The organism is Neobacillus niacini (assembly GCF_048572935.1).
Classification (GTDB): domain Bacteria; phylum Bacillota; class Bacilli; order Bacillales; family Cytobacillaceae; genus Neobacillus; species Neobacillus niacini.
Window position 1 is genome coordinate 5,063,736 of sequence record NZ_CP183883.1, and the last position, 19,733, is coordinate 5,083,468.

Here is a 19,733-nt window from a genome sequence, read left to right on the forward strand (position 1 = left end):
ATCACCTGTCTATATAAATGTAATACTATCATAATCATCCTAACGCGTAATCAAACATAACTACCTTCCAATAAGGAGTAAATTACCCGTAAAAGAAGAAAGCAGCCCGAATGGCTGCTTAAGCTTCTAAACCTGATTATACCATAATATCCTAATTGATTGCCGACAATCCTTCAACGCTCGCACAAGAAATTTTAGCACCAGGACATATACGCTCGTCAAGAAAGTGCTGCGGATCACTGCTTAAAATGCGAACTACCTGTACATTTTGTGAGTCAGTTTGTTCTACGATTAGTGATACACCTTGAAAGGTTACAGTTTGTTGTTTAGTAAATGTATCTGTTTCAGGAGGATATATAAATTCCTGCGGCATCGTGGTGTATAAAATCATTGAATCAGCCCCTCGGCAGAGGATTTCCTTTGATCTATTAATTCGTTAAGCTTCTTCATCGCTTGGCCTAGTCCGCCAACTTCATCAATTAAACCATATTCCACTGCATCTGGTCCCACTACATTTGTACCGATGTCACGAGTTAGATTCCCTTTGGCAAACATTAGGTCTTTAAATTTCTCTTCGGTAATATTCGAATGCTTTGTTACAAAATTAACTACTCTATCCTGCATCTTATCTAAATATTCAAAGGTTGCGGGAACTCCAATTACGAGACCTGTTAATCGAATAGGATGGATCGTCATCGTTGCCGTTTCAGCAATAAAACTGTGATCACATGACACTGCTATTGGCACTCCAATGGAATGGCCTCCGCCTAAGACAATTGAAACAGTTGGTTTTGAGAGAGTAGCCATCATTTCAGAGATCGCCAGTCCTGCCTCCACATCTCCTCCTACTGTATTCAATATGATTAGTACACCTTCTATTTTTGGATTTTGTTCAATCGCTACTAATTGAGGAATCAAATGTTCATACTTAGTAGTTTTATTTTGTGGAGGCAGTGCTAAATGACCCTCAATTTGTCCGATAATCGTTAAACAATGAATTCTAGAATCGGAGGACAGCTGTGGTACATTCGTTTGCCCTAGTTGTTGAATTTTTTCCATTAAAGAAGAAGGCTTATCCTCTTTTTGAGGTTCTTGCCCTTCTTGATTTCCGGATTCGTTTTTTTGTAAATCCTTATCCATCATAAGTCTCCCTTCACGCATGATAACGTTAGTATTGACCTATGATACAATTTCATTCTCAGATAGGAATAATCATTTAAACTTGTCTGTTAATTGCTGCTTCAATCATCCTTTTGCCCATTAAGAAAGGCATTGGTTTAACCCAATGCCTCACCACTATTTATACTTCCATAATAATAGGAAGTATCATCGGACGTCTTTTTGTCTTTTCGAATAGATATCGGTTTAATCCATCTCTTATGTCTTGCTTTAGGCTTGACCATTCAAAAGATTCCTTTGAAATGTTTTTTTGGACGATGTCTCGAACTAATTTTGTTGATTCATCCATTAACTTTTCGGATTCGCGAACGTAGACAAAACCACGTGAAATAATTTCAGGTCCTGCAGCTATTTTCTTATCTTGGCGTGTTAATGTAACGACTACTATTAATATACCATCTTGGGATAGCAGGCGCCGATCCCGTAATACGATATTTCCAACATCCCCAACACCAATACCGTCAATTAAGACATTTCCAGATGGTACCTTACTGCCTATGTTTAACTTACCATCCTTCCATTCAATGACATCACCGCGGTCGGGAATAATGATATTTTCATCCAATATTCCACAATCTAATGCCAGTTTCCTATGGGCCTTTAACATTCGATATTCTCCATGCACCGGGATAAAAAACTTTGGTTTCATTAGATTAATCATAAATTTTAGTTCTTCTTGACTGCCGTGACTAGATACATGAATCGTTCTTTTACCTGAGATTACATTCGCTCCTGCTCTAAAGAGCATGTCCACTGTTCTGGATATTAACAGCTCACTGCCTCTTAGCGGGGAAGCGGCAATTAATACTGTATCACCTGGCTGAATATTTACATGTTTCGCAGATTGCTTTGCCATTTTTTGAAGTGCTTCAATCGGCTCACCTTGACTGCCTGTCATCAATACTACAATCTCTCTATCCTCGAATTTGTTTATTTCATTCACAGGAATAATGAGATCTTCTCCTACTTCTAAGTAACCTAAATCTAGCGCGATATGATAAATTCTTTCAAGGCTCTTTCCCACAACGGCTACTTTACGCCCATTATCCCTTGCTGCATCAAAGATATGCTGAATTCTATTGATGTCAGACGCAAAGCAAGCGGCAATTATTCTGCCTTTAGTATTATAGAACGCTGTAGATAATTCTCGTTCAACGATTGCTTCCGACGTGGTGTATCCTGGTTTCTCTGCATTCGTACTGTCAGAGAGTAAACACAGTACACCTTTTTCTCCAATCGCTGCCATTTTTCCTATATCAGGCTTGTAGAGTTTAGTTGCTGCCTGGTCAAATTTAAAATCACCCGTATAAACGATACTGCCCTCTGATGTTTGGACACAAACACCAACTGAGTCGGGAATACTGTGATTGGTTCGGAAGAAGCTTACTTCCACGGAATCCATATTAATAATCGATTCCGATGTTATTTCAATAAAATTAGTCTTCCCGCTATATTCCTGTTCTTTTAGCTTTGCGTTTGCAAGAGCTAAGGTAAGTTTCGTTCCATAAACAGGTACGTCCATTTGGCGGAGAAGATAAGAAAGAGCACCAATATGATCTTCATGACCGTGTGTTAAGAATACAGCCTTAACCCTTTCTTTGTTTTCTGTTAAATACGTGATGTCTGGAATAACGATATCAATGCCAAGCATTTCATCCTCGGGGAACATTAGCCCAGCATCAATGATATAGATATCCTTGTCCACTTCAACAAGATACATATTTTTCCCGATTTCTCCAATACCACCAAGCGAAATAACCTTAATGGAACTATTTTTTCTATTTATCAATTTCCGTTTCCTCCTATGTTGATTGTCTAGCTCAAGCACTTTTTCACTAGAGGTCTTCGACATTTCAAAAATTGCCCGATCGAAATCAGTTATGATCATTATACTTGATAGTTGAAAACCTTTACAACCAAATTTAGTCGATTTTACCATCTGAGAATTTTCATGTGTAAAAAAAACAAAAGCCAATCGAATAAAATTCGATTGGCTTTTGTATGTTTATAATAATAATTTACTTAATACAGCCCGTTCTTGCTCAGTTAATGGTACAAGTGGCAGCCTTACTGAACCCACATCAAGCCCTTTTATTTGAAGCGCCGTTTTAACAGGTGCTGGACTAGGAGCAGCAAATAGCCCCTGCATAATCGGTAACAGCTTTTGGTGGAGTTTTGCTGCTTTTCCATTATCTCCATCAAAAAAAGCTTTCACCATCTCTTGCATTTCATTCCCTATCACATGAGAAGCAACGGAAACTACCCCTGCCCCGCCAATGGATATTACCGGAATGGCCATCGCATCATCACCACTATATAGATTGAAGTCATGATCGGTATTTGCAATAATGTGTGTCATGGCGTTTAAATCGCCGCTTGCTTCCTTAACAGCTACAATATTCGCTATTTTTGACAGCTTTATAATCGTTTCCGGATGAATATTTACGGATGCCCGTGATGGGATGTTGTATACCATTACCGGTAAACTAGTGGCTTCAGCAATCGTTTTAAAGTGCTGATACAAGCCTTCTTGATTCGGTTTATTATAATAGGGTGCTACTAGCATGATACCATCCACGCCAAGCTGTTCTGCCCTTTTTGTAAGTTCCACTGAAGCATAGGTGTTATTACTTCCTGTACCAGCGATTACAGGTATTCTTTTTGCAACTACCTTTACAACATGATTAAATAGTGCCAGCTTTTCTTCCTTTGACAAGGTTGGAGATTCACCCGTTGTTCCTGCAACCACAAGAGAATCCGTTCCATTATCTATTAGATAATTTATTAATTGAGTGGTCTTGGAAAAATCAATATGACCTTTTTTATCAAAAGGTGTGACCATGGCTGTCGAAACTCGACCAAAATGAACCATTTTACTACTCCTTTCAATTACGAAAATCCCGTTGCGACAATGGCATTTTAGGAAATCTAGACGACATTCGCCGTCTAAATATACTAGATATCCGTAAGCTTTATATCCAGGGTTTCTTCTTCTAGATGAAAGGCGTCATGTAATGCATTAACTGATTTAGCCAAGTCGTCCTGCTTCACAAGAACCCAAATCGTAGTGTGGCTATCAGCAGATTGTAAAATGCGAATTCCATTCTCAGAAAGAGCTGTAACTATTTTAGAAGTAATACCCGGAACACCGGCAATACCGGCTCCAACAACAGAAACCTTTGCACAATGACGTTCTACAACAGGTTCATGTTCTATTTCCTTTAAGACCCTAATTGCTCTATCCGTCATTTCATCCGTAACTGTATAGACAACTGCATTGGGTGAAATATTTATGAAGTCTACACTAATTTTTTCATTTGCCATTGCTTTAAAAACTTCGGCTTGTAAGTAGTATTGGTCTTTTTTAGCAAATACCTTAATTTGAGTTACATTTGAAACATGCGCTATTCCAGTAACGGTTCTCTCTTTAATATCACTGCCTCGAGACTCTTTTGAGATCGATGTTACTAATGTTCCTAAATCATCGGAATAAGTAGAGCGAATTCGAATTGGCACTTTTGCCTGCATAGCTATTTCAACTGCTCTTGGATGAATAACCTTCGCACCCTGATAGGCCATGTTACAGAGCTCGGTATAGGTAACAACTGAAAGACGCCTTGCATTATCAGCAATTCTTGGGTCAGCTGTCATAATCCCTTCTACATCAGTAAATATATCAATCCATTCAGCATTAAGAGCAGCCCCTAACGCTGCTGCCGAAGTGTCACTGCCACCTCGTCCAATAGTGGTCGTGTCACCGTTCTTTGCAGCACCTTGAAAACCAGCTACCACAACAACATCATGATGTTCTAAATCTCTCAGCAATCTGTCACATTTCATTTCTACAATCTTTGCCTGTGAATGATCACTATTCGTTCGGAATCCTGCTTGTGCCCCAGTCAGAGCAATCGCATTGATGCCATTTTCTTTTAGCATATTGGCAAAAACAACGCTTGAAATAATTTCACCACATGATACAAGAAGATCCTGCTCACGTTTACTGATTTTATTTTCATTACCTCCAATTAAAGAGAGGAGTGTATCCGTTGCATAAGGATCACCCTTTCTTCCCATTGCAGATACTACAACAACTACCTTATATCCATCCTCTAATGCATTATTGATGTGTCTGTTTGCATGTTGCCGGCTTTTTTCATCCTTGACAGATGTCCCGCCAAATTTTTGTACTATGATTTTCATATAACCTTTAAACCTGCCTTTATAATCAAGACTTTATTTTTTTTCTTTGATTAAACCCAGCTTTATTAAGCTCTCAGCGATTTGAACTGAATTCCAGGCAGCACCTTTGAGTAAATTGTCAGAAACAACCCACATATGGAAACCACGACTTTCGTTAAGGTCATTACGAATTCGACCTACAAATACATCATTACTTCCTACACAATTCGCAGGCATTGGATATAATTGATTCTCTGGGTCATCTTGTAACACCACGCCTGGAGCTGTCTTTAATAACTCTTTTATTTCATTTGCACTTACGCCGTCTGCTTCAATTTCAAAATAAACAGATTCAGAGTGCCCGACTGCTACAGGTAAACGAACACATGTCGCAGCAACATGCAGCTCTGGCATATGCATTATTTTCTTTGTCTCGTTAATCATTTTCATTTCTTCAAATGTATATCCGTTATCTTGGAACTTATCAATTTGTGGTATAGCATTAAACGCGATTTGATAATGGTTCTTGTCACCTTTTACCGGTAAAATTTTGGGTTCTACTGTTTCACCATTCAGAAGAGCTTTTGTCTGATTCTGTAATTCTTCAACCGCAACTGCTCCTGCACCTGAAACTGCCTGATAGGTTGAAACAATAACCTTTTTAAGTCCAAATTTTTGCCTAATTGGTTCTAGCGCTACTACCATTTGGATAGTAGAACAATTTGGGTTAGCAATAATCCCATTATGCTGGTGCAAATCATGTTCATTTACCTCAGGTACAACTAACGGTTTATCTGCATCCATTCTGAAAGCACTTGTATTGTCTACTACAATAGCTCCGTGTTTTACTGCTTCAGGAGCAAGTTCTTTTGATATATTTCCTCCAGCTGAAAATAAAGCAATATCCACACCTGCAAAGCTTTCTGGTTTCGCTTCCTGTACCGTATGCTCAACTCCATCAACCGTCACTTTCTTACCTGCAGACCGTGCGGAAGATAATAGAGTTAGTTGTCTAATTGGGAATTTTTGTTTCACTAACGTTTGGATCATTTGCTGACCCACCGCTCCTGTTGCACCTACTACTGCAACATGGTAACCATTTGTTTGATTCATTTTCTAGTACCCCTTTCAATCTTTCATCTACTATTTATGGTCCATTCTGCTTCACGAAAATGAATCAGAAAAGGTTAATATAAATTCTCATCAGTGAGATAAAAGTATCCCACTGATGATTGAATTAATTATAAATATATTAACATATTCCTCGAAAGAAATAACCATATTTGATGAAAGGAGTATGAATTAGTCTGTATCCTTATATCTTTCCACTAACACAGGTTGAATTTGCCGGCCTTCAATAGCTGCTTCCACTGTTTCCATTAGCATAGGCATTCTCGCAACCATGGAGTTTGGCTTCTTGATTGGGTCGTCTTGCCCGTACGGGATAAAAAATATATTTTTTGTTGCCATCAATCTCATTAAGTTTACTCCATTTAATCCCAAAGCATCATTGGTTGAGATTCCCAGGACCACCGGTTTTAAATTCCTCAATGTCGCTTTTGCTGCCATTAAAACCGGGCTATCATTCATTGCATTTGCAAATTTACTCATTGATACACCTGTCAGCGGTGCAATAACCATACAATCTAAGGGGATTTTGGGACCTAATGGCTCTGCTGCAACGATTGAATCTATCGCTCTGTTTCCTGTTAAATCCTCAATCCTCTGAATCCAGTCCTCACCTTTTCCAAACCGAGTTTCGGTATTTTTTACTGTAGCGGTGACAACCGGTAAAACCTCCGCTCCAGCTTGAACTAATTTTTCAATTTCTGGGAATACAGCGTCATACGTACAGTGGGACCCCGTTAATCCAAAGCCTATTTTTTTTCCTTTTAAACTCATTTTATTTTCCCCTTTCGCTTGCTTAAATCATCTTGAAGCAATTGGGCCAGAACATTAGCTAGTATTTGACCAGCTGTTTTTGGCGCGACAATTCCAGGTAATCCTGGTGCAAGAAGTGCTTTTATACCTCGTTTTTCTGCATATCTAAAGTCTGTTCCACCAGGCTTTGAGGCTAAATCAATAATCAGAGTATGAGCAGGCATTTTTGAAATAACAGAAGCACTTACAATCTGTAACGGTATTGTATTGATTAAAATATCAGTATCTTTAACTTCTTTTCCTAAGTCGTTTAGATGAAAAGGAGTTAAACCCATCTCTGTAATCCTAGCAAGATGTTCACTCTTCCTTGCACCAACCTTTACCTTCGCTCCTAGTGCATGGAAGGTTCTTGCCACACTCATTCCACATCTTCCCAGCCCTAATACGGCAATATTAGAGCCATGAATTGTGAAATCTGTATGCTGAATTGCCATCATAATTGTTCCTTCTACTGTCGGAATAGAATTGTAAATGGCCACATCGTCCCTTTCAAAAAGCTGCACAAGTTGACGATTTGCTTCCTTCGTAATACCATTTAAATAATTATTACTAATTCCGGAGTAAACGGTACAATGATCAGGTGTTTTCTTAAGCATTTCGGCCGTCAAAATGACCTTTTCATTGGAAAAAATCGTTTCTACATATCCTTCTAAATTTGTACCGGGTACCGGTAAGATCACCGCATCCATATTTGAAAAATCGACTTCATCCAACTTTTCCTTAACAGCGCCTGTGAACGCGTGGTCAAGCTGCTCGAAACCAATTAATGATAATCTGGCATCTAACTCGGTTAACTTCCGGATAATTTCCAGCTGCCTTGCATCTCCACCGATCACTGCTATCTGCATCCCTGTCAGCATGAAATCATTCACCTTCTTTTCAAAAAAATCCAAGCAGGAAGTTTTTTTACTCTTATCACTTCAACATCTTATGTAAGTATGAATAAATCTGTGAGTTTTCCATCAACAGATATATAAAAAAGCCCAAGCAAAATTTTACATTGCTTGGGCTTTTAAGACATTATTCCTATTTTTCTTGCTTCTCTTCTTGTACATCAATAATAATCATATCGGAGCCTATCTTTTTTATATGCTGCCATGGAACTCTAATTTCTCCGCCTTGTTTTCTAAATCCAAACCATTTTAATGAGGATGGAATCAGCAATGCTTGAATTTGGCCAGTATTTTCATTGATTTCAAGATCTGTTTGACCAAGAACCCCCAATCGCTCTGCTTTTTTGACATCCACTATTTCTTTTCCGCTTAATTCACTTAACCTCATGTGAATGAACTCCTCTCTAAGCACTCTTTACTATATGTTTATCGATGGAAGTCCAAATTTAGACTAAAGAAAAAAACAGTTCTGGTATGAACTGTTTTTTCTTTTATCTTAAACCATTCGGTAATTCGCCGTCCGGACTGATCAAGGAAACGGAATACTTGTTTGTAAAGACCGAGGTCGCCATTCCATCTACACTTTGTTTTGTTACTTGGTCAATTTGCTCAATAATTTCATCAAGTGAACGATGGCGCTTCAATAATAACTCGTTTTTCCCATTTCGGCTCATCCTGCTATTTGTACTTTCTAAACTTAACATTAAACTTCCTTTTAATTGCTCTTTACTATTAATTAACTCTTTTTCTGTAATTCCATCTTGTTTTAATTTATCGAGAGTTTCTTGAATGGTTTCAAATAACACATCCAGCTGCTTCGCACCTGTTCCTCCATATACGGTTACCACCCCATTATCCTGGTAAGCGGAATGATAGGAAAATACAGAGTATGCTAGCCCTCGTTGTTCACGAACTTCTTGGAACAATCTGCTGCTCATACTGCCGCCTAAAATGTTATTTAAAATAATTAAGCTGTAGACATCTTCATGACCAATCTTTAACCCTTCGAAACCGATACATAAGTGTGCTTGCTCGGTTTCTTTTTTGCGTGATAATCGATTGGAATGGAACGTAGGAATATTCTCAGTGATGGTACTTTTCCCGCCTTCATACGAACCAAAGTACTTTTCAACTTCCTTGATAAAAGACTCAGATACATTTCCAGCAATTGAAATTACCACGTTTTCAGGTATGTAATGATTGTGAATATATTCTTTAAGAGTATCTCCAGTGAAGGTATTTAGTGTTTCCTCTGTGCCTAAGATTGGATATCCTAGAGGATGGTCGCCATAAATAGCCCTGCTGAGTAAATCGTGGACAATATCATCTGGAGTATCATCATACATCTTAATTTCTTCTAAAACGACATTTCTTTCTTTATTTAATTCTTCTTCAACAAATGTTGAATTGAAGAACATATCAGCTAAAACATCTAAAGCAAATTGGGCATGTGTATCGAGAACTTTTGCGTAGTAACAAGTGTACTCCTTTGAGGTGAAGGCATTTACTTGCCCTCCAATACTATCAAAGGATTCAGCAATTTCTTTCGCGGATCTTGTTGTGGTTCCTTTGAAAAACATATGTTCTAAAAAGTGCGAGATTCCATTTGTTTGGGGATTTTCATTTCTTGAGCCAGTGCCAATCCATACTCCTATTGCTACGGATCTTACTGTTGGAATATTTTCTAATACAATTCTTACTCCATTTTTGCAAGAATATTTGTTTATCATCAAAATCCTCCTATCGATAGAAAAGCGGAAACATTGGTATCTTTCATTATTATCTGGATTCCTGGTTTTTTTATTTCATAATTCTTTCTTCACTCATTAAATCGCTTACAGTACCTATTTTTAATCCCTTATCCTCGATAAGTGAAATTAAACGATCTAATGATTTGGCAGTCGAAGCCGTCGGATGCATAAGCACCATAAAACCATTATCAATTTTAGAAATAACACGATTGATTAGTTGGTCAGGTGTAGGCTTTTGCCAATCGATTGTATCAACTGTCCACATAACGGTCTTCATATTTAATTCAGAAGCTATTTTAACGGTTTCGTCCCTGTAACTGCCGCTGGGAGGCGCAAACCAACTACTTTTATTTCCTGTAGCTGCTTCAATTACTTCATTTGTTTTCACCAATTGCTCTCTTGTCTCGGCAGCGGTAATTCTTTTCATGTCAGGGTGTGTATAGGAATGGTTCCCAACTTCGTGACCTGCACTTACAATCATTTTGGCCAAGTCAGGATTATTTTTTACCCATCTTCCCTCGAGGAAAAAACTTGCCCTAACTTGGTGTTGTTTAAGTACCGCAAGCATTTCAGGTAAATATTCATTTCCCCAAGCTACATTTATAATGAAGCTGACCATTGGTTTATCAGGGTGTCCCCGATAAATCGGAGATGGTGACAAATCCTTAAGATGGACGGATGGTTGAGTTTGTTTATATACTAATTTTTTTTCATCAAAAATACCGCTCTTCTTCATATTTTTATATGACGCTTCAATATCGACAGTTAACCCATTATACCCTGGGATAGCTTTCCACACTTGATCAATCTTAGCATTGGAAGGCGGTATTTCATATGTAGAAGCCTTTTTTATTATACTTTGATATAGCGGATTTTCTTGCTTTACTGCGGTTACGAAGTTCCCTTTAAGTGAAGTTATATATGTATCTACAAGTGGATTGTTAACAGAAAACCACGCTACAAGTAATAAGCAAACAATCAATCTTAACTTCTTCATTTACCTTCCCCCTTCATACACAATATATGAATAAAGGGGACAAGGTAGAACTAAAAGCGGAGGAGCCTTGAACAGGGGCGACAGGCATAAGACGAGCCGACATGAAGGTTGCTTTTTAACCTTCTTGCCGGGTTGGCTTATGACCCGAGCCCCTAGGCGCCGGAGCTGGATAGAACTAAAAGCGGAGGATCCGTAGCTAAATAGAACTAATATGGAAAAAGTCAGGGTTCCCCCTGACCTTTCTATACATTCCTAGTGAAGCAGCTTTATTGTTTTTCCGCTGCTTTCTCAGCCTTTTCACGTTGTTCCTTTAATATCGCCTTACGTGATAAGTTTACACGTCCTTGTTTATCGATTTCAGTAACTTTCACTAAAATTTCATCACCGATTGCAACGACGTCTTCAACCTTGCCAACTCGTTCCTCGGCCAATTCAGAAATATGAACCAATCCATCTTTCCCTGCAAAGATTTCAACAAATGCTCCGAATTTTTCAACTCGTTTCACCTTACCAAGGTACATTTGGCCAACTTCAACCTCACGTACAATGTCTTCAATTATTTTCTTTGCCTTTTGGTTCATTGCCTGGTCGGTTGAAGCAATAAATACAGTACCATCTTGTTCGATATCAATCTTAACACCAGTTTCTTCAATGATTTTATTGATTTGCTTACCACTTGGTCCAATAACATCACGAATTTTATCTGGGTTAATTTTCATAGTTAAGATTTTTGGCGCGAATTTTGAAAGTTCACTTCTTGGTTCAGAAATAGTCGCCAGCATAGAATCAAGAATATGCATTCTACCCTTTTTAGCCTGCTGAAGTGCTTCTTCAAGAATTTCACGAGAAAGCCCTTTAATTTTAATATCCATTTGAAGTGCAGTTACACCCTTAGCCGTTCCAGCAACTTTGAAATCCATATCGCCTAAGTGGTCTTCCATACCTTGAATATCAGACAAAACAGTATAATGTTCACCTGATTTAACAAGACCCATCGCAATCCCAGCAACCGGGGCCTTAATTGGTACACCAGCATCCATCATCGCAAGGGTACTTGCACAGATACTCGCCTGAGAGGTAGATCCGTTAGATTCAAGGACTTCAGAAACAAGGCGAATCGTATATGGAAAGTCCTTCTCAGAAGGTACAATTGGTTCCAATGCTCGCTCACCAAGAGCACCATGTCCGATTTCACGACGGCCAGGTCCACGGATTGGTCCAGTTTCTCCAACACTAAATTGAGGGAAATTGTAATGATGCATAAAACGCTTTTCTTCCTCAATGCCTAAACCATCTAGTATTTGCACATCACCCATAGCTCCTAATGTACAGATACTTAATGCTTGAGTTTGTCCACGAGTAAACAACCCTGATCCATGTGTCCTTGGTAAAATACCTATCTGTGAAGATAATGGACGTATTTCATCGATTTTCCGACCATCTGGACGAATCTTTTCAACGGTAATTAAACGACGAACTTCACCTTTGACAATTTTATCTAAGATTTGTTTTACCTGTTTCATGTCATCGTCTGTTGCCTCATTCTCCTCGAACTTAGCAATTACACGATTCTTTACTTCTTTAATGGCATCCTCGCGGGCATGCTTTTCTTGAACCTGAATAGCCGTGACCATATCTGCTTCGCACATTTCTCTCACTTCAGCTTCAAGGTCTTTATCAATTTCGTAAAGAACTATTTCCCTTTTTTCCTTACCAGCCTCAGCCATAATCTTCTCTTGGAATTCAATTAAGCGTTTAATCTCTTCATGTCCATACATGATAGCTTCGAGCATTACTTCCTCTGAAACTTCATCAGCACCAGCTTCAACCATGTTAATTGCGTCTTTTGTCCCTGCAACAGTTAAATGAATGTCGCTTTTTTCAGCTTGTTCTACTGTTGGATTGATGACAAACTCTCCACCCACTCTTCCAACGATAACACCAGCAATTGGTCCCTCAAATGGAATGTCAGATGTACATAGAGCTAATGATGACCCAAACATTGCTGCCATTTCAGACGAGCAATCTTGATCCACACTCATAACAATGCTGATTACTTGTACGTCGTTACGGAAGCCATCTGCAAAAAGTGGACGAATAGGGCGATCAATTAAACGACTAGCTAAAATTGCCTTTTCACTCGGACGGCCTTCACGTTTAATAAATCCTCCAGGTATTTTCCCAACCGCATATAATCGCTCTTCATAGTTACATGTTAAAGGGAAAAAGTCTAAGTTTTTGGGTTCTTTTGAAGCAGTAGCAGTACTTAGAACTGCCGTATCTCCATAACGGACCATTACGGCTCCATTTGCTTGTTTGGCTAGTTGTCCAATTTCAACGGTTAATTTACGACCAGCCCATTCCATGGAATATTCATGTTTCGTTTGTTCCATATTGTTACCCCTCTCTATCTAAATCACTTTAGAGGATAATGCGAAATAATATCGCTCTAATCATCTAATATAAAAAAAGCGTTTAAGCTTATATTATCAATACAAATATACTTATAGTATGCTCAAATTTTTGCGACTTAAAATATGTATATATATATTTATCTTGCACTAGGGATTATCTTTTTTAAACCTAACAAAAAAGCGGGAAAAATCCCGCTTCTTTTGATTATCGACGAAGTCCTAGCTTATTGATTAATTCACGGTAACGTTGAACATCTTTATTACGTAGGTACGTTAAAAGATTACGACGCTTACCAACCATTTTCAACAGACCGCGACGTGAGTGGTGGTCCTTCTTATGAGTACGTAAGTGCTCATTCAAATTGTTGATTGATTCAGTAAGGACAGCGATTTGAACCTCTGCAGATCCAGTGTCGTTATCATGAGTTTTATACTCAGCGATTAGTTCGTTTTTACGTTCTTGTGTGATTGCCATCCTATTCACCTCCTAATTTTACTATCCCCTGTTACTGAGCAAGCGTCGGTGACTCGACTTGCCAAGCAAAGGTTATTTTTAATACGTTAATAAGAATACAACTTTTTACGACAAATTGCAAGTTCTATCGATAGAAAAGCTATTTTATTAGCTGCATTTAATTGGTCTGTTGATTTCCTTTCCAGGCACTTCGCTTTCCGCGGGCGGTCCGGGGAGCCTCCTCGGCGCTTTAGCGCCTGCGGGGTCTCCCCTGCCCCGTCCTCCCGCAGGACATTGAATTTCTTCCTCGAATTTGCCCACGCACGAAGAAAAGGCGATAGCCTTTTCGAGGAGTCTTCGTCCTTCCGCTCCAATCAACAGAGTGCCAAAATCAATACTCTGCTTTAATCAAGTCTTTTATTAAAGTATTCAATTGCGTTTTGTTTATCCTTTTCAATTTGTGTAACTAGTTCTTGGATTCCTGAGAATTTTTGTTCTTTTCTTAGGTATTGGTGCCATTCAATGATTACTTCTGAGTCGTAAATGGTTTCTTCAAAGTTGAAGATATGGACTTCTACAGAGATCCTCAGCGCGTCATTATTAAACGTTGGTTTGTAGCCAACGTTGCATACACCTTCGTACCAGATTTCATCTATTTTGATTTTTACTGCATAGACACCGGTCGGGGGTAAAATATATGCATCCTTCGTATCCACATTTGCGGTTGGAAATCCGATTGTCCTGCCTCTTTTATCTCCGTGGACAACGATGCCGGCTGTTGAATAGAATCTTCCCAGTAATTCCGGAAGCTCGGCAGTTCTTCCATTTTTTATATATTGACGGATGCGAGTAGAACTTACTTTTTCATCGCCACTGGTGTATTTTTCAACAATGGTGAAGGTGAATTTTTCTCTCGAATGGAAAGGTAAAATTTCCATGGTTCCTTTCCCCATACGGCCATAAGAGAAATCAAATCCGGCTACGACATGTTTTACATTTAAATCTATAACATACTGATCGATAAATTCTTGCGGAAGAAGGTTTGCAAAATCACCAGTGAAATGGACGATAAAAAGGTAATCGATGCCTAATTCCTCAATTAAAGTAATTTTATCGCTTAACGGTGTTATATACTGAACATGCTTTTCATTCTTGCCTAAAACCACCGATGGATGAGGGTCAAAGGTCATAACTGCGGAACTTAGTCCTCTTTGATCGGCTTGTTTTTTTGCTTCAAGGATCACCTTTTGATGACCAAGATGAACACCGTCAAAATATCCAAGTGCCATTGATAGTGGAGGTATTTCAGTTTTATTTATATTTAATGGAAACTCTAGCTTTATTACTTCCAATGAAACTCACCTTTTCTTGACCGTAACCTTTTTAACCTTGTTCATTCCGCAAAACTTTAACAGGTTTAAGAAGCCCTGGCTTGTTCGGGTGTACCGAATAGATGGCTAGAGCTCTTCCTTCTTCTGTTTCAGCGATAATAGGTCCGTTACTGTTTTTTAAGTGTTCTGGTATTGGCAAAAGTGCGCCATTTTTCACTTTCTCTGCTACTTTATCATTTATTATGTATTTCGGCAAATGAGAAAGTGCCATTTCTAATGGCCGTAAAGATGAAGAAATTGTCCCCATCTCCATCAACTTTTCAATTTGCTCAAATGTCAGACAATCATCAATGTTAAATGCAGCTGATTGCACTCTGACTAAATTTGACATATGTGCAGGATAACCAAGACTTTCGCCAATCATAACCGCTAATGTCCTGATATAGGTACCTTTACTGCAGCTTACTCTAAATCGAAATGAAATCGTTTCTCCTGAAAACTCTTCTCGATCATCAAGCAGCTCTATTGAATAAATGTTCACCTTTCTAGTCGGGCGTTCTACTTCAATCCCTTTCCGGGCATATTCATAAAGACGAGTGCCTCCTACTTTTACAGCTGAATACATCGGAGGAGTCTGTTCTATTTCACCTGTTAAAGAATCAAGGACCTGAAGAATTTCTTTTCTGCTAATGGTACCTTCAATTTTCTTTTCCTCCACTTTTTCGCCAGAAGCATCCTCGGTTGTTGTGGAATAACCAATCGATACTTCGCCTTCATAACTTTTTCCTGCGTCAGTTATATATTCTGCAACTTTTGTTGCCCTGCCTATACAAATAGGAAGAACTCCGGTTACATCTGGATCCAGTGTTCCAGTATGACCGACTTTTTTCGTTTTTAATATTTTCCTCAGTCTGAATACACAATCATGCGACGTCAGTCCAGCGGGTTTATATAAAGGTAATATTCCCTCCACCTTTGGTCACTCCATTTCTATTTTGTATCGAAAAAAAAGGATAGACAATTGTCTATCCATTTATTCTTCTTCATTTTTTTCCATGCTTCTTTCTTCATGGTGCAATTGATGAATGAGAGAATTGATTCGATTTCCATAATCCATTGATTCATCCCATTCAAAAAGGATCTCAGGTGTTTTGCGTAAACGAATACGATGTCCGATTTCAGTTCGGATAAAACCTTTCGCCTTTGCAAGACCTTTAAGAGTATTTTCCTTTTGCTCTTCATCGCCCAAAACAGAAATATATACTTTTGCTTGTTGTAGATCTCCTGATACTTGAACGTCTGTAACTGTCACAAAGCCGATCCGAGGATCTTTAATTTTTCGACCGATGATGTCACTTAGTTCTTTCTTCATTTGTTCTCCAACACGATTTGCTCTGTGGCTCATCACTTCACCTCTTAACTTAAAGCCATTCTACATCGGTGATTGTTCTTTCTATTTCAGGGAAAGAATCAATAAATTTAAGTGCATTTTGCAGTTCCAGTTCAGTCATTACCCGATTGGATGTTACAGCAGCAATGGCTATTTTCGTCCTTTGCCAAACATCCTGATAGTCAACTTCTGAAACCGATACATTAAATTTTTGTTTTAACCTGGTAAGAATTCGCTGCAAAACCGCACGTTTTTCTTTTAATGAATGCGCATCGTAAATAATACATTCACAAACAGCGATACCTACAATCATTTACGCTCTATTTCTTCCATTACGTATGCTTCAATAATATCTCCTTCTTTAACATCATTGAAGTTCTTAATGGTAATACCACATTCATAACCTTGTGAAACCTCTTTGGCATCATCTTTAAAACGTTTTAATGCATCGATATTTCCTTCAAAGATGACAACACCATTACGAATTAAACGAATTCCGCTATCACGAGTAATTTTACCGTCTGTCACATAAGAACCAGCAATGGTTCCAACCTTTGAAACTTTAAAGGTTTGACGAATTTCCGCTTGACCAATTACTTTTTCTTTAAATTCAGGATCAAGCATACCTTTCATAGCAGCTTCAATTTCTTCGATTACTTTATAGATAATGCTGTGTAGACGAACATCTACCTTTTCCTGTTCAGCTGCACGCTTTGCATTCACATCAGGACGTACGTTAAATCCAATTACAATCGCGTTTGAAGCTGAGGCAAGTGTAATATCCGACTCATTGATGGCACCTGCACCACTATGAATAATTCTGATATTTACACCTTCAACATCAATTTTTTGCAGGGAAGCAGCAACGGCTTCAGCCGAACCTTGAACATCAGCTTTAAGGATGATATTTAAATCCTTCATCTCGCCTTGCTTTAGCTGTTCAAATAAATTATCTAGGCTGACAATTGATTTTTCACCACGTTGAGCTGCCAGTGCTTGTTGCGCACGTGCTTCTCCAACTTGACGAGCTGTTTTCTCATCGTCGAATACGACAAAACGGTCACCAGCTTGTGGAACATCACTTAAACCTGTGATTTCAACAGGTGTAGAAGGTCCAGCTTCTTTCACACGGCGTCCTAGGTCATTTACCATTGCCCGAACACGACCATATGTGTTTCCTACAACAATCGGATCACCGATCTTCAGTGTACCGTTTTGAACGAGCAAAGTAGCAACGGATCCGCGGCCTTTATCTAATTGTGCTTCAATTACGGTACCAACTGCTTTACGGTTAGGGTTTGCTTTCCATTCTTCCACTTCACTAACAAGAAGAATCATTTCCAACAGATTATCGATTCCTTCTCCTGTTTTTGCGGAAAGTGGAACAAAGATTGTGTCTCCGCCCCATGCTTCAGAAACTAATCCATGCTCAGTAAGTTCCTGCATAACACGGTCAGCGTTGGCAGCCTCTTTATCCATTTTATTAACAGCAACGATAATTGGAACTTCTGCAGCTTTGGCATGGTTAATCGCCTCAACTGTTTGCGGCATAACACCGTCATCAGCAGCTACCACAAGGATTGTGATATCTGTAATTTTTGCACCACGTGCACGCATAGTTGTAAAAGCAGCGTGTCCCGGTGTATCAAGGAATGTTATCTTTTTCCCATTTTCAACAACTTGGTAAGCACCAATATGCTGGGTAATTCCACCTGCTTCACCTTCCGTTACCTTTGTGTTACGAATGGAATCAAGCAAAGTTGTTTTACCATGGTCAACGTGACCCATAATGGTTACAACGGATGGTCTTTCCACTAGGTCTTCTGGTGCGTCTTCAGTGAAATAAACTTCAAGATCTGTCGTATCGATCTTAACTTCTTCCTCGACCTCAACACCATATTCACTTGCAATTAATTCAATCGCGTCTTTATCTAAAACCTGGTTAATTGTTGCCATTACGCCAAGTAAAAATAGCTTCTTAATGATTTCAGAAGGTTCGCGGTAGATTTTTTTTGCAAGTTCGCCTACAGTTAGAGATTCACTAAAAGTAATTTTAGCTGGAAGCTCCTTGACTTTCTTAACCTGAGGCTGTGCTTGCGGAACCGGTGTATGGTTCTTTTTCCGGTTGTTATTATTATTGCGATTTTGATTATTATTATTAAAAGGTTTTTTATTTCCTTTTCCTGCACTAAAAACTTTATTTTCCTTAGATTGGAATTGTTGACTATGTTTTTTACTGTCAACCGCTTTTGGTGGAGATACTACTTTCACCTTGCTAGGAGTTGTCGTCTTAGAGTCGTCATCCTCAAAGGCTTTTGGGCTTGTTTTACTTTGCACTTGTGGTTTAACTCCCTGCTGCTGTGGTTTCTGATTCTGGCGATTTTGCTGTTGCGGTCTCGCTTGCTTTTGTTGTGGTTTGCTATCATTTTTATTATAGGTTGCGTCTAGCTTAACAACTGCCGCATCCTCAATCGTTGCCATATGATTTGAAACCTCTATATTCATTTCTTTCAACTTGGTAATTACATCTTTACTTGAAATATTGTGTTTTTTTGCATACTCATAAACACGTATTTTACTCATATTTTCACCCCCGCTAAAATTAATCGAGCAACGTCATCAATTTTTTTGCAAATCCATCATCCAGTACAGCTACAACAACGCGGGCTTCTTTGCCAATCGCTTGGCCCAGAAGGTGGCGATCTTCCACTAGTTTATATGGAACTTGGTATGACTTACATTTATCTGTAATTTTCTTTGTCGTATTTGCAGATGCATCTGCCGATAAAAGTACGAGCTTTGCTTTTCCGCCTCGTATCTCCTTAACAGAAAGCTCCTCACCCGATATGATTTTCCGTGCTCGATTTGCTAAGCCAAGTAACGACATCCATGGATGTGTATTCATATGGATTGCCTGTTATCCTTTTCTATCAATTCCAAAAGTTCCTCGTATAAGGTTTCACTTATCGAAACTTCTAAATGATTAGAAAGGATGTTTTTCTTCTTGGCTAGTAGGACCGCTTCCTTGTCCTTTGAAAGGTATGCACCTCTGCCCGACTTTTTTCCAGTTAAGTCGATAGATACTTCCCCTTCTTTTGAGCGAACGATGCGAACGAGTTCTTTTTTCGGCTTCATTTCGCCGGTTGCGACACACTTCCGCATAGGAACTTTTTTACGATTGTTCACGATCATTCACCTCACTTC

20 protein-coding genes are annotated in these 19,733 nt (G+C 38.9%); all 20 read right to left on the reverse strand.

The genetic code is table 11. The features are described 5' to 3' along the window. Window positions 1–151 precede the first annotated feature (151 nt). A complete protein-coding gene (locus ACN6MT_RS24750) occupies window positions 152–391 on the reverse strand; it encodes a YlzJ-like family protein (RefSeq protein WP_419888502.1) in 240 nt (79 codons plus the stop codon). After that, a complete protein-coding gene (locus ACN6MT_RS24755) occupies window positions 388–1,140 on the reverse strand; it encodes a ClpP family protease (protein WP_063254328.1) in 753 nt (250 codons plus the stop codon). The genes ACN6MT_RS24750 and ACN6MT_RS24755 overlap by 4 nt, the downstream gene beginning before the upstream one ends. 160 nt (window positions 1,141–1,300) lie before the next feature. Then, the gene (locus tag ACN6MT_RS24760; protein ID WP_419888503.1) at window positions 1,301–2,968 is read right to left on the reverse strand and encodes a ribonuclease J; all 1,668 of its coding nucleotides are present in this window, start codon (window positions 2,966–2,968) and stop codon (window positions 1,301–1,303) included. Window positions 2,969–3,184: 216 nt separating this feature from the next. Continuing rightward, window positions 3,185–4,051, reverse strand: a complete 867-nt coding sequence (dapA, locus tag ACN6MT_RS24765) for a 4-hydroxy-tetrahydrodipicolinate synthase (RefSeq protein ID WP_419888504.1) — start codon at window positions 4,049–4,051, stop codon at window positions 3,185–3,187. Window positions 4,052–4,134: 83 nt separating this feature from the next. Then, the gene (dapG, locus tag ACN6MT_RS24770; RefSeq protein WP_419888505.1) at window positions 4,135–5,379 is read right to left on the reverse strand and encodes an aspartate kinase; all 1,245 of its coding nucleotides are present in this window, start codon (window positions 5,377–5,379) and stop codon (window positions 4,135–4,137) included. 33 nt (window positions 5,380–5,412) lie between these two features. Then, complete coding sequence (asd, locus tag ACN6MT_RS24775; protein WP_419888506.1) at window positions 5,413–6,471, reverse strand: aspartate-semialdehyde dehydrogenase; 1,059 nt, start codon at window positions 6,469–6,471, stop codon at window positions 5,413–5,415. A gap of 189 nt (window positions 6,472–6,660) precedes the next feature. Beyond that, entirely contained in the window at window positions 6,661–7,260 is a 600-nt protein-coding gene (gene dpaB / locus ACN6MT_RS24780) for a dipicolinate synthase subunit B (protein ID WP_419888507.1), read from the reverse strand. Then, on the reverse strand, window positions 7,257–8,159 hold the full coding sequence (gene dpaA, locus ACN6MT_RS24785; RefSeq protein ID WP_419888508.1) for a dipicolinic acid synthetase subunit A: 903 nt from the start codon (window positions 8,157–8,159) through the stop codon (window positions 7,257–7,259). Before dpaA ends, dpaB begins: the two co-directional genes overlap by 4 nt. Window positions 8,160–8,325: 166 nt before the next feature. Beyond that, window positions 8,326–8,580, reverse strand: a complete 255-nt coding sequence (locus ACN6MT_RS24790) for a YlmC/YmxH family sporulation protein (RefSeq protein WP_063254321.1) — start codon at window positions 8,578–8,580, stop codon at window positions 8,326–8,328. Between the two features lie 103 nt (window positions 8,581–8,683). Continuing rightward, on the reverse strand, window positions 8,684–9,922 hold the full coding sequence (locus ACN6MT_RS24795; RefSeq protein ID WP_419888509.1) for a M16 family metallopeptidase: 1,239 nt from the start codon (window positions 9,920–9,922) through the stop codon (window positions 8,684–8,686). A 70-nt stretch (window positions 9,923–9,992) separates the two neighbouring features. Continuing rightward, the gene (locus ACN6MT_RS24800; protein WP_419888510.1) at window positions 9,993–10,940 is read right to left on the reverse strand and encodes a polysaccharide deacetylase family protein; all 948 of its coding nucleotides are present in this window, start codon (window positions 10,938–10,940) and stop codon (window positions 9,993–9,995) included. Window positions 10,941–11,206: 266 nt separating this feature from the next. Next, a complete protein-coding gene (gene pnp / locus ACN6MT_RS24805) occupies window positions 11,207–13,333 on the reverse strand; it encodes a polyribonucleotide nucleotidyltransferase (RefSeq protein ID WP_063254318.1) in 2,127 nt (708 codons plus the stop codon). A 226-nt stretch (window positions 13,334–13,559) separates the two neighbouring features. After that, window positions 13,560–13,829 carry a 30S ribosomal protein S15 gene (rpsO, locus tag ACN6MT_RS24810; RefSeq protein WP_063254317.1) on the reverse strand — a complete coding sequence of 90 codons (270 nt, stop codon included), beginning with the start codon at window positions 13,827–13,829 and terminating at the stop codon, window positions 13,560–13,562. A gap of 383 nt (window positions 13,830–14,212) precedes the next feature. After that, window positions 14,213–15,160, reverse strand: coding sequence for a bifunctional riboflavin kinase/FAD synthetase (gene ribF, locus ACN6MT_RS24815; RefSeq protein ID WP_419888511.1), 948 nt, complete (start codon window positions 15,158–15,160; stop codon window positions 14,213–14,215). A 31-nt stretch (window positions 15,161–15,191) separates the two neighbouring features. Then, a complete protein-coding gene (gene truB, locus ACN6MT_RS24820; RefSeq protein ID WP_063254315.1) occupies window positions 15,192–16,112 on the reverse strand; it encodes a tRNA pseudouridine(55) synthase TruB in 921 nt (306 codons plus the stop codon). Between the two features lie 60 nt (window positions 16,113–16,172). Beyond that, on the reverse strand, window positions 16,173–16,544 hold the full coding sequence (rbfA, locus tag ACN6MT_RS24825; protein ID WP_063254314.1) for a 30S ribosome-binding factor RbfA: 372 nt from the start codon (window positions 16,542–16,544) through the stop codon (window positions 16,173–16,175). Between the two features lie 16 nt (window positions 16,545–16,560). Further along, window positions 16,561–16,842, reverse strand: coding sequence for a DUF503 domain-containing protein (locus tag ACN6MT_RS24830; protein ID WP_063254313.1), 282 nt, complete (start codon window positions 16,840–16,842; stop codon window positions 16,561–16,563). After that, the gene (gene infB, locus ACN6MT_RS24835; RefSeq protein ID WP_419888512.1) at window positions 16,839–19,112 is read right to left on the reverse strand and encodes a translation initiation factor IF-2; all 2,274 of its coding nucleotides are present in this window, start codon (window positions 19,110–19,112) and stop codon (window positions 16,839–16,841) included. The genes ACN6MT_RS24830 and infB overlap by 4 nt, the downstream gene beginning before the upstream one ends. A 19-nt stretch (window positions 19,113–19,131) precedes the next feature. Next, complete coding sequence (locus ACN6MT_RS24840; protein WP_063254311.1) at window positions 19,132–19,434, reverse strand: YlxQ family RNA-binding protein; 303 nt, start codon at window positions 19,432–19,434, stop codon at window positions 19,132–19,134. Beyond that, window positions 19,431–19,715, reverse strand: a complete 285-nt coding sequence (gene rnpM / locus ACN6MT_RS24845; RefSeq protein ID WP_063254333.1) for an RNase P modulator RnpM — start codon at window positions 19,713–19,715, stop codon at window positions 19,431–19,433. The genes ACN6MT_RS24840 and rnpM overlap by 4 nt, the downstream gene beginning before the upstream one ends. Window positions 19,716–19,733 lie beyond the last annotated feature (18 nt).